This is a genomic window from Streptomyces sp. NBC_01241 (assembly GCF_041435435.1).
In the GTDB taxonomy this organism is placed as follows: Bacteria; Actinomycetota; Actinomycetes; order Streptomycetales; family Streptomycetaceae; genus Streptomyces.
The window spans coordinates 1009253-1025534 of the sequence record NZ_CP108494.1; the positions used below are offsets into that span (position 1 = coordinate 1009253).

13 protein-coding genes are annotated in these 16282 nt (G+C 70.1%); 9 read left to right on the top strand and 4 right to left on the bottom strand.

Annotated features, from left to right (window positions below; translation table 11 throughout):
- Positions 1 to 314 precede the first annotated feature (314 nt).
- Positions 315 to 1949: an amidohydrolase gene (locus OG306_RS03980; RefSeq protein WP_266744656.1), complete on the top strand. Its 1635-nt coding sequence runs from the start codon at positions 315 to 317 to the stop codon at positions 1947 to 1949.
- Here the strand turns inward: OG306_RS03980 and OG306_RS03985 are convergent.
- On the bottom strand, positions 1916 to 3016 hold the full coding sequence (locus OG306_RS03985; protein ID WP_266744657.1) for a LacI family DNA-binding transcriptional regulator: 1101 nt from the start codon (positions 3014 to 3016) through the stop codon (positions 1916 to 1918). The genes OG306_RS03980 and OG306_RS03985 overlap by 34 nt on opposite strands.
- 136 nt (positions 3017 to 3152) lie before the next feature.
- On the opposite strand from OG306_RS03985, the gene OG306_RS03990 reads away from it, so the two are divergent.
- From OG306_RS03990 to OG306_RS04010, 5 genes are read left to right on the top strand one after another with little or no spacing between them, the layout of a single operon-like run.
- On the top strand, positions 3153 to 4781 hold the full coding sequence (locus OG306_RS03990; protein ID WP_266744658.1) for an ABC transporter substrate-binding protein: 1629 nt from the start codon (positions 3153 to 3155) through the stop codon (positions 4779 to 4781).
- Positions 4781 to 5734, top strand: a complete 954-nt coding sequence (locus tag OG306_RS03995) for an ABC transporter permease (protein ID WP_266744659.1) — start codon at positions 4781 to 4783, stop codon at positions 5732 to 5734. The genes OG306_RS03990 and OG306_RS03995 overlap by 1 nt, the downstream gene beginning before the upstream one ends.
- The gene (locus OG306_RS04000) at positions 5731 to 6618 is read left to right on the top strand and encodes an ABC transporter permease (protein WP_266744660.1); all 888 of its coding nucleotides are present in this window, start codon (positions 5731 to 5733) and stop codon (positions 6616 to 6618) included. The genes OG306_RS03995 and OG306_RS04000 overlap by 4 nt, the downstream gene beginning before the upstream one ends.
- A gap of 5 nt (positions 6619 to 6623) precedes the next feature.
- Complete coding sequence (locus OG306_RS04005; protein ID WP_266744661.1) at positions 6624 to 7604, top strand: ABC transporter ATP-binding protein; 981 nt, start codon at positions 6624 to 6626, stop codon at positions 7602 to 7604.
- Entirely contained in the window at positions 7601 to 8413 is an 813-nt protein-coding gene (locus tag OG306_RS04010; RefSeq protein WP_266744662.1) for an ABC transporter ATP-binding protein, read from the top strand. Before OG306_RS04005 ends, OG306_RS04010 begins: the two co-directional genes overlap by 4 nt.
- Before the next feature lie 623 nt (positions 8414 to 9036).
- On the opposite strand, the gene OG306_RS04015 is transcribed toward OG306_RS04010, so the two are convergent.
- Together OG306_RS04015 and OG306_RS04020 are read right to left on the bottom strand one after the other, a co-directional pair.
- A complete protein-coding gene (locus OG306_RS04015; RefSeq protein ID WP_266744663.1) occupies positions 9037 to 10431 on the bottom strand; it encodes an NAD(P)/FAD-dependent oxidoreductase in 1395 nt (464 codons plus the stop codon).
- Positions 10432 to 10632: 201 nt separating this feature from the next.
- The gene (locus OG306_RS04020) at positions 10633 to 11340 is read right to left on the bottom strand and encodes a TetR/AcrR family transcriptional regulator (RefSeq protein ID WP_266744664.1); all 708 of its coding nucleotides are present in this window, start codon (positions 11338 to 11340) and stop codon (positions 10633 to 10635) included.
- A gap of 173 nt (positions 11341 to 11513) precedes the next feature.
- On the opposite strand from OG306_RS04020, the gene OG306_RS04025 reads away from it, so the two are divergent.
- Entirely contained in the window at positions 11514 to 12962 is a 1449-nt protein-coding gene (locus tag OG306_RS04025; RefSeq protein ID WP_266744665.1) for an APC family permease, read from the top strand.
- Positions 12963 to 13244: 282 nt separating this feature from the next.
- Positions 13245 to 14672, top strand: a complete 1428-nt coding sequence (locus OG306_RS04030; protein ID WP_266744666.1) for an amidase — start codon at positions 13245 to 13247, stop codon at positions 14670 to 14672.
- Between the two features lie 406 nt (positions 14673 to 15078).
- Here the strand turns inward: OG306_RS04030 and OG306_RS04035 are convergent, their stop codons facing one another.
- A complete protein-coding gene (locus tag OG306_RS04035) occupies positions 15079 to 15402 on the bottom strand; it encodes a helix-turn-helix domain-containing protein (RefSeq protein WP_266752067.1) in 324 nt (107 codons plus the stop codon).
- Between the two features lie 144 nt (positions 15403 to 15546).
- On the opposite strand from OG306_RS04035, the gene OG306_RS04040 reads away from it, so the two are divergent.
- On the top strand, positions 15547 to 16023 hold the full coding sequence (locus OG306_RS04040; RefSeq protein ID WP_266744667.1) for a DUF6643 family protein: 477 nt from the start codon (positions 15547 to 15549) through the stop codon (positions 16021 to 16023).
- Positions 16024 to 16282 lie beyond the last annotated feature (259 nt).

Genomic DNA, 16282 nt, shown 5'->3' on the forward strand with positions numbered 1-16282 from the left:
CGAACTCAGGGGCGAAGATGCAGCCACTGTCCCGTCATGCCGGCACCGAAGAGCGGCAGCGTCGCGGCGGCATCTGGCACGTCGGTCGACAAAGCCGTCCGTACGGGGCGAGCCGGACGTCCGTCGACATCGCACACACAGAGCCGTCCCCGACGATCAACCGCAGCGACAGCACGGCGCCCCCGGCCGTCTGCACCCCACCACTCTTCGGCCCCTCACTGGACGCGCCTTACGACAACAGCATTGACATGTGAGTGGGCACCTCGGTTGCATGACCGTTCGACACATCCCTCCCTCCCGCCTCGGAGCACTTCATGGCCAAGCCCGATCTGATCTTCACCCGTGGTCCCATCCACACCGGCGATCCCGCGCGCACCCGGGCAAGCAGCCTGGCGGTCACGGGCGAGCGCATCACCGCCGTCGGCCATGACGAGGTGCGCGAACTGATCGGCCCGGACACCGAAGTCATCGATCTCCAGGGCAAGTTGCTGCTTCCCGGATTCCAGGACTCGCACATCCACGCCGTGTCCGGCGGAATGGAATTGGCCGAGTGCGACCTGACCGGCACCGTGGGCGTCGAGGAATACCTCACCCGCATACGCTCCTACGCCGACGCGCACCCGGACCGCCCGTGGATCACGGGCGGCGGCTGGTCCATGGAGAGCTTCGACGGCGGACTGCCCACCCGGCAGCTCCTCGACTCCGTGATTCCGGACCGCCCCGTTCTCCTGAGCAACCGCGACCACCACGGCGCCTGGGCCAACACCCGGGCGCTCGAACTGGCCGGTCTCACACGGGAGTCCGCCGATCCGGCGGACGGTCGGATCGAGCGGGAGCCGGACGGCACCCCGAGCGGGATGCTGCAGGAGGGCGCCACCGCCCTGGTCTCCCGGATCGTGCCGCCGAGCACGCCGGAGGACCGCCTCGCCGGTCTGCTGCGGTCCCAGAAAATGCTGCATTCCCTCGGGATCACCGGCTGGCAGGACGCCCTGCTGGGCTCGTTCGGTGGCAACCCCGACCCGTCCGACGCCTATCTGACGGCCGCCCGCGAGGGCACACTCACCGCCCGGGTGTCCGGGGCCCTGTGGTGGGACCGCGACCGGGGAGCCGAGCAGATCCCCGAACTGCTGTCCCGACGGGAGCAGTTGAGCCACGGCCGGTTCCGGGCACGTGCGGTGAAGATCATGCAGGACGGCATCGCCGAGAACTTCACAGCGGCCATGAACACCCCCTACCTCGACGGCTGCGGCTGCGCCACCGCCAACTCGGGTCTGAGTTTCGTCGATCCCGTCGCCCTGCGCTCGTACGTCACCGAACTCGACGCCCACGACTTCCAGGTCCACTTCCACGCACTCGGCGACCGGGCGGTGCGCGAGGCCCTGGACGCGGTCCAGGCGGCCGTCGAGGCCCATGGACGGCGTGGCAACCGCCACCATCTCGCCCACCTCCAGGTGGTGCACCCCGACGACCTGGATCGCTTCGCACGGCTCGGCGCCATCGCCAACATCCAGCCGCTCTGGGCCGCGCACGAACCCCAGATGGATGAGCTGACGATCCCCTTCCTCGGACCCGAACGGGCCTCCTGGCAGTACCCGTTCGGCTCCCTCCTGCGCGCCGGAGCCACCCTGGCCGCAGGCAGCGACTGGCCCGTCAGCAGCCCCGATCCGATCGCCGGAATCCATGTCGCGGTCAACCGGATGGAGCCCGAGGCCACCGACGGCCGGGTCTTCCTGCCGGAGCAGCGCCTCGACCTCGCCACCGCGGTCGCCGCCTACACAGCCGGCTCGGCGCACGTGAACGGGCTCGACGACACCGGCAGCCTGCTCCCCGGCCACCTGGCCGACCTGGTGGTGCTGGACCGCGACATCTTCACCCGGCCCCAGGAGGAGATCGCCGAGGCCCAGGTCCTGCGCACCTACGTCGGCGGCACGCTGGTGCACTCCGCCTGAGGAGAAGCGGCGGCGGCCCCCCGGGACGGCCGCCGCGAGGACTCCCGGACCAGCAGGCGGGTCGCCACGAGCCGGCCTGAAGGCTCCTCTTCGCCGTTCTCCAGGGCGGCGACGAGGAGCTCGATCCCGGCCTCGGCGATTTCCCGGGGCTGAAGGCTCAGCGTCGAGATCGGAGGTTCCGTGTGCTCGGCAGTGTCGTCCTCGCTCACACACACCACGAGAAGGTCGCCGGGTACGTCGTAGCCGTGGCGGCGCGCCGCGTCCAGGACGAGCGGCGGACTCATTTCCTCCACCACGAAGAGGGCGTCGGGCCGCTCGGCGGCCGTCAGCGCACTCTCCACCGCCCGGACGGCCGGGCCGTTTCCGGCTTCGTCGGTGACGGTCACCCGGGGAGTGCAGCCACGTGCGGCACACCAGTCCCGGTAGGCGGTCAGCACCTCCCGGTGGAAGCGGGTGGTACTGCCGGACATCACGAGCGCTGTCCGCCGTGCTCCCTGCGCTGCCAGATGCTCCAGGGTGCCGTGGGCCGCCTCCTCGGCGTCGACGTCCACCCAGTGGGCTCCCGGTCTGCCGTCCACCGAGCCGTCGCTGACGACGGGGATACGGGCGGCAAGCAGATCGTCCACCACCCGGTGGTCGACCGGATCGGCAACCACCACCGCTTCGAGAGGCAGGTCGGCCCACTCGCTGTGCAGCGATCCCGCGGGCAGCATCACCAGGGCGTATCCGTTTCTGAGCGCGGAAGCCGCCGTGGCGCTGGTCAGTTGGGCGAAGTACGGCGACTCCAGATACGTCCACGGATTCCCCGCGAACTCCCCGACGACGTAACCGATCAGCCGGGCCCGCCCCGTACGCAGTTGCCGGGCGGTGGCGTTGGGACGGTACCCCATCCTGCGCGCGGTCTCCCTGGCCTTCTCCCGCACGGCCGGCGAGAGCCGTCCCGTGCCGTTGAGGGCCGCGGAGACGGTGGTTTTGGAGAGGCCCGCCTCGCGGGCGACATCGACGAGACGGATGCGGGGCGGGGCGGTTCGCGCAGTGCGCCCGCCGCGTTGGGGAGCTGAGGTCATGCGCTGATGCTGTCACCCTCGCGACCTCGGCAAAACCGTTCCCGCAAAGTCTTGCGCGGGAACGTTCCCGCATCAATACTCACCCCATCTCCCAGCGCCCGTCACTACACCCGTAAAGGGGTGGGTCTCCTTGCGCATGTCCAGAACCACCGCGCTGCTTGTCTGCTCCACCGTCGTCACGGCCACCGCCGCCGGCTGTTCCGGCGCGACCAAGTCCCAGGCCGGCGGCGGCGCCCCCGCCTACGCCGTCACCCCGGACTCCCCGGCGGCGAAGGGGTCTCTCGACTCCTTCACCTGGTCGCTGTACGCCGAGCCGTACACGCTCGACTACGCCCTCGCCTACGACTACCCGCCGAACACCGTGCTCGCCAACGTGTGCGAGCAACTGCTGCGGGTCACCCCCGACATGAAGATCGAACCCGGGCTGGCCGTGAAGTACGCGAACCCGGACCCGAAGACCTGGGTGTACACCCTTCGCCCCGGTGTGAAGTTCCACGACGGATCGACCATGACGGCGAAGGACGTGGTCGCCTCCCTCAAGCGCCACATGGATCCGGCCACCGGCTCCCCGTGGGGCTCGTCCTTCAAGAACGTCGCCTCCATCAAGAAGAGCGGCCCGCTGGAGGTGACGATCCGGCTCAACAAGCCCGACGTGCTCCTCAACGAACTCATGGCCGCCTCCCCCGGCACCATCGAGAGCGCCGCCTACCTGGCCAAGGCCGGGAAGGAATACGGCGGCCCCAAGGGAGGGGTCGACTGCACCGGCCCCTACAAGCTCGACCGCTGGGCCCAGGGCGACAGCATCACCCTGAAGAAGAACAACGCCTACTGGGACCGGTCGCTGACTCCCAAGACCGGCACCGTGAAGTTCACCTTCACCGAGGACCCGTCCGCCCGCACCAACGCCTTCCTGTCCGGCACGGCCGACGGCGGCTACCTGGTGCCCTCCTCCGCCTTCAATCAGCTGCGCACCAGCTCGAAGGGCAAGTTGTACTTCGGCCCCAACACGGGGGCCTCCGATCTCGCCGTGCTCAACCTCAAGGGCACGCTCGGCAACCTCAAGGTCCGCCAGGCGCTCTCCATGGCCATCGACCGCAAGAACATCATCAAAGCTGCCGCCGGTGGCATCGGCGTTCCCTCGAAGGCCCCCGCCGCGCGCGGCGCCTGGGCGCTGACGCCCGAGAAGGCCGACGAGTACTTCAAGCAACTGCCCGAGCCCGTGTACGACGTGGCCGCCGCGAAGAAGCTGATCACCGAGGCCGGTGCCACGGGGCGCAAGGTCACCGTCGTCACCAGCTCGATGACCCCGGAGATCAGCGTCGTGGCCAACGCCGTCCAGGCGGCTGGCAAGCAGATCGGCCTCGACGTCCGGCTGAAGGCCGTTGCCCCGGAGGCGTACACGAGCATCTTCGTCGACGCCGGCGCCCGTAAGGGACTGGACCTCGTCATCACCAACGGATACGACAACACACCCGACCCGCTGGAGTTCTACCAGTACCTGCGCACCGGCGACTTCGGCAACTACGGCAACTGGTCCAACGCCGAGTTCGACGCCATCTTCGACAAGGCCAACGCCGAGCCCGATCCGGCACGCCGCGCGGAGCTGACCGCCGAACTCCAGCGCATCACCGTACGCGAGCTGCCGATCATCCCGCTGTACGATGCCCCCTACTCGGTCTTCCTCGGCAGCAGGGTGACGGGTGCCCCGACCGGCATCGCCCAGCTGTACTACCCGTGGGCCGCGACGATCGGGGCCGCGCAGTAATGACGCGTTATCTGACGAGCCGGCTGCTCGGCCTGCTGGCGGTGCTGCTCGTCACCTCGCTCATCGTCTTCGGCACGGTGCATCTCGCGCCGGGCGATCCGGTGACCTTCCTGCTCCACGGCCGCCCCGCGACCCCGGACGCGGTCGCGGCGCTGCGCACGCAGTACCACTTGGACGACCCGCTGCCGGTCCAGTACGCGAAGTGGCTCGGCGGCGTCCTGCAGGGCGACTTCGGCCGCTCGACCCAGTTCCACCAGGACGTCGGCTCCCTCATCGTCTCCCGCCTGCCGGGTACCGCACTGCTCGTCGGCTACGCGGCACTGCTGGTCGCAGTCCTCGGCGTGGCGGCCGGCATCATGGCCGCCCTGCGCCCCGGGGCCGTGGACCGCGCGGTGCTCCTCGGCACCGGTGTCGCCACGGCCACCCCCTCGTTCGTCAGCGCCATCGCGCTCGTCTCGCTCTTCTCCGTCCAACTGGGCTGGTTTCCCGGGCCCGGTGGCACTCCCGAGGGCCTCGGCGATCGCCTTTACCATCTGACGCTGCCCGCCTTCGCCCTGGCGGTCACGTTCGCCGGACTGCTGGCCCGGGTCACCCGGTCGGCCATGCTCGACGAACTCGGGCGCGAACACGTCGAGGTGGCGCGAGCCCGCGGTGTCGCGGGAGGCGCCGTGGTCCGTCGGCATGTGCTGCGCAACGCACTGGGCCCCATCGTCACCGTCGGCGGCACCATGCTCGCCGGCCTGCTGATCAGCACCTCGATCGTCGAAACCGCCTTCAACGTGTCCGGTATCGGCTCCCTGCTGGTGCAGGCGGTGACAGCCAAGGACTTCGCCGTCGTTCAGGCAATCACCCTGCTCAGCGTGGCGGCGTTCGTCCTTGTCAACCTGATCGTCGACCTGCTCGTGCCGGTCATCGATCCCCGGCTGTCCCTCTACGGGGAGGCTTCCCGATGACCACCGCCGTCTCCCCCGCGTCCCCCTCCCCCGACGCGCTGCGCCGCCGCCGGGGTCTGCGCGGACTGCGGGTGCTCAGCCAGGGCCCACTGTTCACCGCGGGTGTCGTCGTGCTCGCGGTGCTCGTCCTGGTCGCCGTCCTCGCCCCCGTGCTCGCACCGTACGACCCCGAGGTGCTCGACCTGTCGGCGAGCCTGACGGGCACCAGCGGTGACCATCTCCTCGGCACCGACCAGTCGGGCCGGGACATCCTGTCGAGGCTCATCCACGGCGCGCGGACCGGTCTGCTCGGACCACTCCTCGTGGTCGGCGTCTCGACCGTCCTGGGCATGCTCATCGGTCTGGTCGCCGCCTGGCGCGGGGGCTGGGCCGACGCCCTGCTGTCCCGGTCGATGGACCTGGCCTTCGCGATCCCCGGACTGCTGCTGGCCATCCTCCTGGTAGCGGTCCTCGGCTCGGGCATGACCGCGCCCGTGATCGCCATGGCCGTGGCCTACACCCCGTACGTCGGACGCCTGGTCCGGGGCATCGCCCGCCAGGAGAAGGCCCGTGCCTACATCGAGTCGTACCGCGTGCAGGGCTGGTCGGGCTGGACGATCTGTCTGCGTCATCTGCTGCCGAACATCGCGCCGACCGTGCTCGCGCAGTCCGCGATGAACTTCGGCTACGTACTGATGGACCTTGCCGCGCTGTCCTTCCTCGGGTTCGGGGTGCAGCCGCCCAAGTCCGACTGGGGAGCCATGATCAACGAAGGCCAGTCGGCGATCCTGCAGGGGGCGATGCTGCCCGCGCTCGCGCCGTCCGCGTGCATCGTGCTCGCCGTGGTCGCCTTCGGCATCGTCGGCGAAGGTATCGCCGACCGAATCGCGAAGCGGGAACGGTGAGCGCCATGACCGAGTACGAAACCCCCGCGCTGGAGATCGACGGGCTCGGCATCCGCCTGCCCGGCGAGCAGGCGGCCCGTCCCATCCTCGACGGCGTCTCGCTGCGGGTCGGCGCAGGCGAGACGGTCGGCCTGGTCGGCGAGTCCGGTTCGGGCAAGTCGGTCGCGTGCCGCAGCGTGCTCGGGCTGCTGCCGGCCGGGGCGCGCACGAGTGGTGAGGTGCGGGTGGCGGGCCGCGACGTCCTGACCATGAAGCGCGCCGAACTGGCCGGGCTGCGTGCCAGACAGGTCGCGATGATCTTCCAGGACCCGCGCGCGTCCGTGAACCCGCTGCGCCGCGTGGGCGACTTCCTCACCGAGGGACTGCGCGGTGCGGGCACGCCCGCCGCCGCGGCCGAGAACCGGGCCGAGGAACTCCTCGACGCGGTGGGCATCCGCGATCCGCGGGGCGCGCTGCGCCGCTACCCGCACCAGTTCTCCGGCGGGATGCTCCAGCGCGTGGTCATCGCGGCCGCCCTCGCGGGCGAGCCGGCGCTGCTGGTCGCCGACGAGCCGACCACAGCTCTCGACGTCACCACCCAGGCGGAGATCATCGCCATCCTCACCCGCCTCCAGGCCGCACGCGGCACCGGAATGCTCTTCGTCACCCACGACCTCGAACTGGCCTCGGCGATCTGCGACCGCGTGTACGTCATGTACGCGGGCCGGATCGTCGAAACCAGCAGCACCGACGCGCTGTTCGACCGTCCACGCCACCCGTACACGGCGGGGCTCCTCGCCTGCACACCTCGCATCGAGGCCGGAGCCGGCGCCCCACGCCCCATCCCGGGCAGGCCCGTCTCCCTCGCCGAGGCCCCACCGGGGTGTGCCTTCGCGGCGCGCTGCGCCCACGCGCAGCCGCGCTGTTCCGAGGAGACACCCGAACTTGCGCACCACGGCGACGGACTCGCCGCGTGCCACCGCGCCGACGAAGGGATCAGACTGTGACCGGGGCGACCGAGGAACTCGTCGTTGAGAAGCTGCGCAAACGGTACGGGGACCACACAGCGGTGGACGACGTGTCCTTCACCCTGTCGCCGGGGTCCTCGCTCGGCATCGTCGGTGAATCCGGCAGCGGCAAGACCACGACGGTACGGATGCTCGTCGGCCTGGAGCGCCCCGACGGCGGCACCGTCCGCATCGGCGGACGTGACCGCTCCGCACCCGCCCGGGGCAGAGCCGAGCGACTCGCCCGCGCACGCGAGATCCAGATGGTCTTCCAGGATCCGTACCTTTCCCTCGATCCGCGGGTGACCGTGGGCCGGTGCGTCGAGGAGGTCCTGCGCCTCCACTTCCCGATGGAGGCGACGGCCCGGCACGAACGCGTCGCCGAGCTCCTCGACCAGGTCGGGCTCGGGGAACGGGAGGCGGCCGCCCTGCCCGGCAAGCTGTCCGGCGGCCAGCGACAGCGCGTAGCGATCGCCCGCGCGCTGGCCGCCGAACCGCGCGTCCTCGTCCTCGACGAGGCCGTGGCGGCCTTGGACGTGTCCATTCAGGCGCAGGTCCTCGAACTCCTGGGCACCATCCGGCGCGAGGTCGGCATCGGCTTCCTCTTCGTCACTCATGACCTCGCCGTCGTCCGTCACATCACCGACGAGGTGATGGTCCTCAGGGAGGGACAGGTGGTGGAGACGGGCCCTACGGCCGAGATCCTGGACGCGCCTCATCACCCCTACACACGCTTGCTGCTCAGCTCCGTCCCACGACGCGGCTGGGACCCCGCCGACGCCGCAGCCGCCCGTCGCGCCCTCGGCTGACCCCCGTCCGAGCCCCGTGCCCGGACCGACCGGCGGGCGTCCGCGCGCGCCGGCTGCCCGACCTCCGACAAAGCGGGCTCGCTGCGTCGTAACCACTGATACCTGTGGCCGTGTCGGATCCGGCATGGCATTCCCGGGCGTCGCGACCAGCAGGAACGCCGCAACCGGGGCCGCTCAGGCAGCAGACCCGTCGGCCTCGACCGGGAGTTGCGCGCTCGTAGGAACGAAGTCGAGCGATGGCCCAAGGCGTGGGAGCAGTCCCGGCAGGCCATCGAGATGATGACCGCCGAGGACAAGGGAGCAGTGGCAGGGTGAGGTGACGGCGCAGATGTTCCGTATTGCGGAGTTCATGGTGGCCGGCGCACCGGATGTCGATCCTGCGGTACGGGGCCGAGGTGGGCGCACGCCAACAGGGCGTCTGCCGCTTCTGGGCCCCGCACGCGGCAACGTAGAAGAGACTGGGCCGGACCTGCGCCGATGTCCCGCGGATCCGGCCGGGAACTACGACAGGATCGCCGACGCGCCAGCCGTCCACCAGCGCAACGGCGGTCTTCCACGCGGAAGCCCGGCTGAACCGACCGACGGTTCACGAGCACGAGGAGCCCTGCCCCGATGACTGGGCGTCAGCTCCCGAACCCGAGGCCGATCCGGTCGAGGGTCTTGAGCCAGAGGTTTCGGCGCCCGAAGTTCTCGTCCGCGCGGGCGAGGGACCACGTGGTGGCCTGGATTCCCGCCCATCGGAGCGGTTCCGGCGGAAAGGGAAGGGGCTTGCGCCGCACCATCTCCAGTCGGGTCCGCTCCGTGCGCTCGCCGGCCAAGAGGTCGAGCATCACCTCGGCGCCGAAGCGGGTCGCACCCACACCGAGGCCGGTGAATCCGGCCGCGAAGGCGACTCTGTCCCGGTGGGTGGTGTCGAAGAACGCGGAGAAACGGCTGCAGGTGTCGATTGCGCCGCCCCAGGCATGGGTGAAGCGCAGTCCTTCCAGTTGGGGAAAGGTCCGGAAGAAGTGCCGGGCCAGGGTGGCGAAGGTCTCCGGCCGCTGGTCGTGCTCAGCACGCACCCGACCCCGGTAGTGGTACACGGCGTCGTAACCACCCCACAGAATGCGGTTGTCGGCGGAGAGCCGCACGTAGTGGAACTGGTTGGCGACGTCGGAGAATCCCTGCCGGTTGTGCCAGCCGACAGAGGCGAGCTGTTCGTCCGTCAGTGGCTCCGTCATCAGCGCGTAGTCGTACACGGGGACGGTGTAGAGGCGGTGCCGCTTGACCAGGGAGGGGAAGGCGTTGGTCGCGAGAGCGACCCGGTTCGCCAGGATGCGTCCGTACGGGGTCCGCACCGTGATCCCCGGGTCGGCCTCCGCGATGGCCGTTGCCCGGGTGCGCTCGTGGATGCGTACGCCGATGTCCAGACACGCCTGCTTGAGGCCCCATGCAAGACGTGCGGGGTTGAGCATCGCCGTACCCTCCTCGTCCCAGAGCGCGCCCAGGAAGGTCGGTGAGTTGATCTCGGCACGGACCTGGTCGGCGTCGAGCACTGTCTGCTCGGAGCCGTAGCGGGCGGCAAGCGCGGCCAACTCGTGCAAGTCGTCGACCTGGTACGGCTCGGTCGCCACGTTGAGGGAGCCGGTGCGCTCCCAGTCGCAGTCGATGCCGTAACGCTTGATCGTGTCCTCGATCGCCTGGAGGTTCTGGATACCGAGCCGTTCCAGCTCGGAGAGCTCGTCGGGCCAGCGATCAAGGCCGTTGCCCAGACCGTGAGTGAGGCTGGATTCGCAGAAACCGCCGTTGCGCCCGGACGCGGCCCAGCCGATTTCCTCGCCTTCGATCAGGACGACGTCACGGGAGGGGTCGCGCTCCTTGGCGATCAGAGCGGTCCACAGGCCGGAGTAGCCACCGCCCACCACGAGCAGATCGCAGCTGGTGTCGGCGACCAGGGCCGATGTGGCCTGCGGGCGGCCGGGGTCATCCAGCCAGAACGGGGTGGGGCTGGCATCCCGGAGCGCGTGGACGGGATCCATGAAGGACTCCTCGGGTGGTGCGTGGTGCGGCTGGGCCAATGGGTCCTGCCATCAGACTCCAGCCCGAGATTGATGTCAACGGCGTTGACATAAGCCTCACTGCGTCGCACCCGGACCCGGGCCGCGACGCGGCCAGGGCATGCTGCGATCGGCCTGATCCGCGCCCCGGCGGGGCGTGGTGCGAAAGCGCCCGGTCCGGACTCAGCCGGCCGCCCCGGGCAACTTCGCTTCAACGGCGTCGAGCAGCAACTCCAGCGCGAACGGATAGCCGCTGAGCATCATGTCGGCGGCCAACAGGCTTACGGTGGCGGCGATGTGGGGGTAGTCGTTCGCATCCAGGCGGCCGTAGCGGTCCTGCCACACCTGGAGATCGGCCGCCTGCGCGGTAGCCGGAAGGGCGAGTGCCGCCGCGTCCAGGGCCGCGAAGGCGAGCGCCTGGTCCACGAAGGCGTGATAGATCCGCACCGCGTCCCGGTCCTGGAAACCCGCCGACCGCAGCACCCCGAGGATCGTCTCCACGGCCCGCGTCTCGTTGTTCCGCCCGGTCGTCCGGTGCGCCGCCAACAGAGCAGCCTGGGGGTGCGCCTGGTAGGAGGCATGGACGCGCAGACCCAGCTCGCACAGGTCGGTACGCCATTCTCCGACGGGCTGCCAGCCCCGCCGGGCACGACCGATGAGCTCGTCGGCGATCGCCAGCAGCAGGTCGTCGGTGTTGCGGAAGTACCGGTAGAGCGCACTGGGGTCGGCCCCCAGCGCGGCCCCCAGCCGCCGGACCGTCAGAGCGTCCGCTCCGTGCTGGCCGACCAACCGCAGGGCCGTCTCCACGATGACCTGCTCGGACAGCACCGTGCCCTGCTTCGTCGGCCTTCTGCGCCGCCGCTGCGGCTCCGGAACCACACGCTCATTCATGGTGCGGAGCTTATGACAACGCCATTGACGTGTGAAGGGGGCAACGGTTTCATGGCCTGCCATCCGGCCCCTTGGGCCACCTTCCCCCCGAAGCAAGGCGACGACCGTTGGCGGTACCAGTGAAGAACGCAAGCACCGCGCCGAGAAGAAGCGCCCAGGACCCGCCGACAGCAATGCGGAAATCCATAGGCGTCGTCGACGGCATCGTCCTCGCCGCGTCGAGCACAGCGGCCACCAGCAGTATCGGCATCGGACTCGGCCTGATGGCGAGCATCGTCGGCCTGCACCTGCCGGCGATCATGCTTCTGGCCTTCCTGCCCGTGCTCGGCATAGCCGGCGGATACGGGCGCCTCAACCGCGTCGCACCCAACGCGGGCAGCAGTTACAAGTGGGTCGGGCGCGTCTTCAGTCCCTGGCTGGGCTTCCTGGTCGGATGGGTCAATGTCGTCGGCACCATCGTGTTCATGGCCTACACCACCACGGTGACGGGCTCGGCGATCATCCAGCTCCTGGGCCAGGCCGACCTCCACAGCGTCGGCGGCCTCTCCCTCGATCCGGACTCCACCCTCCAGTCCACTCTTCTCGGCATGGCCGTCCTGGTCGCTGCCGCGCTGGTCGCCGTTCGCGGGCTCGATCTGGCCGCGCGTCTCCAGAAGTACCTGCTGATCTTCGAGTACGGCGTGCTGCTCGCGTTCTGCGGCTATGGCCTGTTCGCCGGGGACCAGCCCTTCTCGCTCCAGTGGTACAACCCCTTCGACATCCCCTCGGCCGCGGCCCTCGCCCAGGGCATGGTGCTCGCGGTCTTCTGCTATTGGGGCTTCGAGTCGGTCTTCAGCGTCGGTGAAGAGGTCAGTGACCCGCGGGACGCCTCCCGCGGCGGGTTCATCGCCCTGACCGTCATGCTTCTCCTCTTCCTGCTCGCCGGCACCGCCTTCCAACGGGTCCTGCCGCTGGACGAGTTGGCGGGCAACGGCGCGCAAGGGCTCGCCTACTTCGGTACGAAGCTCGCCGACCAACCGTTGGCCGCACTGCCGCTCATCGCCCTCATGTTCTCCGCGGTGGCGTCGCTCCAGGCTTCGGTCATCCCCACCGCCCGAGGGATGTACGCGATGGGCCGCGACGGTGTCCTCGGCCCCGTCTGGACACGCCTGCACCCCAAGCACGGGACCCCCGCCGTCGGCACCATGCTGATCACCGCGATCGCCCTGGTCCTCGCCGCGATGGCACTGGTCATCCCCACCGTCAACGACTTGATCTTCGCCGCCGTGAACGCGATCGGAATCGTCGTCGCCCTCTACTACGCCCTCACCGCCGCGGCCGCCGCGGTGTGCTTCCGCCACTTGCTCCGCACATCACCACTGGAGGGCCTGCGCGCGGTCGTCGGACCGGTGCTGGGCGCGCTCGCGCTGCTCGTCACCGGCGGCTACCTCACCTGGACGTTCTATCGCTCCACCGATCACTTCGAAGTCTCCGCCGACAACGGCTGGTTCGCACTGCTCGTCCCGGTCCTGATGATCGGCTCCGGCCTGCTGGCCGCCGCGTGGGCCCGCTGGCACCACCGGTCGTCCTATTTCACCGATACCCGTGACGCCGCCGGCAGCGAACCGGCAGGCGCCCTCTGACCGGCACCCTGCCGACGCGCGGCACGGACCGCGGCACCTCGTTCCCTCCAGCATCCCGCTCGCGGACCGCCGACCCATCAGGAACACCTCCCAAGGCGAAGGCCGATACGGCCTTCATCGCCGAACCCCCCGTCCCACCATGCCCGCCGTGACCAGTCCCCGACATCCCCATACCCGCCACCGGACTCCGGGGCCGCAGCCCCGGACGGGATCCGGCCCCACGTCCGCGCATGCTCCCGCGTACTCACGCGACTCCTCCGATTCAACGCAAAGGATCACCCCATGACCGACCTCACCGACATTGCCTATCTGCCGGCGACCGAGGCCCTGCGCCGATTCCGCGACCGTTCCCTGTCACCGGTCGAGCTGATGAGCGCGGTCATCGCGCGTGCCGAAGCCGTCGAGCCGAAGATCAACGCCCTTGCCGAGCAGACCTTCGAGGAGGCGCTCGCCGCCGCCCGCGTGGCCGAAGCGCGGTACGGCGGCAAGGGCGAGGCACCTCGCGCCCTGGAGGGCCTCGCGGTCGCGACGAAGGAGGAGCAGCCCATCGCGGGCCGCCGAAGCACAGACGGCTCCTTGGCGTTCCAGGACGAGATCGCCGAGCAGACGCACCCGGTGATCGAGCGGGTCCAGGCTGCCGGTGGCATCGTGCATGCACGGACCACAACCCCGGAGTTCAGCTGCGCGGGGTACACACAGTCCCGGCTGTGGGGCGTCACCCGCAACCCGTGGAACCTCGAGTTCAGTCCGGGCGGCTCCTCCGGCGGCGCAGGCGCCGCGCTCGCGGCGGGTGAAACGACGCTCGCAACCGGCTCCGACATCGGCGGCTCGATCCGCATCCCCGCTTCGTACACGGGCACGGTCGGCTACAAGCCGCCGTACGGGCGCGTGCCGGCGATGACGCCGTTCAACCTCGACACGTACTGCCACGACGGCCCGATGGCGCGCACCGTCGGCGACTGCGCCCTGCTGGAGAACGTCATCGCGGGGCCCCACCCGTTGGACGCGGTCTCGCTGCGGCCTGGACTCGTCCTGCCCGAGCGGTTCGAGGGCGTCGAAGGCCTGCGGGTGGCGCTTTCGGTCACCCTCGGGGACTGGCCGGTCGATCTCGAGGTCGAGGCCAACACCCGCGCGGTCGCGGAGGCACTGCGCACCGCCGGGGCCGTCGTCGAGGAGGTAGAGGTCCCCATCATGCGGGCGGACGTGATGCGGGCAGCAATGATCCACTTCGGTTCGATCTTCGGCCCGTACATTGCATCGGTTGCTGCCGAGCACAGCGACCGACTCACCACGTACGCGCTTGACTTCGCTCAGCGGGCTGCCGAGGCCGTCCGCGAGCCCGGCAGCTTCCTGCAGGGCCTTGAGACCGAGGCCGCGGTGCAGACGACGCTCGGCGCCCTGCTGGACCGCTACGACGTCCTGCTGTGCCCGACGACCGCAATCCCCGCGCTCAGGGCGGACGACGACTACCTGTCGACCAAGGTTGTGATCAACGGTGTCGAACTGGACTTCTATCTGGAATCGGCGATGACCACAGCGTTCAACATAGCCAGCCGCTGCCCGGTGCTGAGCGTGCCGTCCGGTTTCGCCTCGACCGGAGTGCCGACGGGGGTACAGGTCGTCGGACGCACCTACGACGACGCCACGGTCTTCCGTGCCGCGGCAGCGATCGAATCCGTCCGCCCCTGGAACAGCTTCCCGGTCCTCTGACGCAGCGTCATTCCGCCGGAACCACGGGCCAGGGGTTCTGCCGCGGGAGGTCGGGCGCAGACCGACGCAGGCAACCGCACGTCGCCGAGCGGACGGTGTACTCCCGGACGAGCCCGTCCGCCACCGCCGCAACGATCTCTTGCCGGGAACCGACCTCGCTGATGTCGAGGCGGACCGCGGGGTGTTTGTGGGTGAATCCCCCGCCCAGGAGGCCACCGCCTCAGCTGACGTGTCCGGTGTGCACATCACGGTGAGGACGCCGCCCCCGACCTCATGGTCGCCGCGCATCGCGTCGTGGGCGGCGACCACGTCGTCGAGCACCCGCCGCGCCGGCGGGACCAGCTCCCAGCCCGCCGAGGCGGGCACGAGGCGGCGGGTGGTGCGATGGAACAGGGAGATCTTCACCTCACGTAACAGGGCACGGATCGAGCCGGAGAGGGTGGGTGTGCGACAGGTGGAGCCGCTCCGCCGCGCGCCCCGGACCTCCGTGGTCCACCACAGCCAGAAAGTGTTCCGGCTGTCTCGGCTCGCCGCCGGGCAACTGGACGCAACGGTCCGCCACCCGGCCCGCCATCTCGGAACAGAACGGCTTGGCCGCTGCGATGCGATGCCGTGGGATGCTGCCGGAGTCGAAGGCCCGGGCCGCATCCACGGTCAGGGCCCGGCCGGCCTCCAGGTCCGCGAAGCAGCCGCCGAGATCCGCCTGCGCGGCACCGAGGTCCTCAGCCAGGGCGCCCTCCGACGGAAAAGCCCCTGCTGTAAACGGAAGCCTTAACGGTGTTTTGGCAGGTCAGGCGGACAGAACCGGCGTAAAACGGATGACCCCAAGATTAGGACTCCCCAACCAGCACATCGTGGGCTTAACTTAGGTGTCATGACCTCCCCCCGCTCCACCTACGGCGGCGGCTACTACGCCGCACCGTCGTTCCCCGACACCCCGATCTACGACTCCCTGGTCGCGGAGCGGGGCACCCCTCAGATCGCCCCGATCCGAGTGCCTGCCGCCTATGACACCGGCAACAGCTACCTGCCGGCTCTCCCGGCGGCCCTGCCGGCTCTTCCCGCGGCACCTTCCCAGCCCGGCCCGTCGTACGGCTACCAGCAGCCGGCCCAGCAGGGTTACGCGCCGGTGCAGCCCCCGCAGTTGCAGCAGGCCCCGGCGCCGTACATCCCGCAGCAGCCGACCGCGACCCGCGGCGGATACCAGGCGGCGCCCTACACGCCGCAGCAGCAACGGCCCGCGCCGGGCACCGGGTACGAGGCGATGCGTCCGGCGTCGCCGCGCCCCGCACCCGCGCCCTCGCCGTACGAGGACCCGTACAACCGCCCGCACCAGGGCCGGGGGTACTGAACCGGGGAGTCGCACACGGTCGTACCGAGGTCGTCGTCGAGCCGTGGGGACTCGTCGGCGGCCTCGACGTTCCCGCACCGGGCCGGGTACCGCCCGTCGTGACTCCGTGCCGCCCTCGCGCGACGTGCCGCCCTCCTCGGCCGGCCCGTACAACCCTTCAGGTCGCTCGGGCGCCCCGGACGGGCCGTCAGTCTCTTTCGGTGGGCGGGGAACTCACGGGACCGGTCCGCGCGTTGCCCCGGGGTGACGTTCCTCTCTC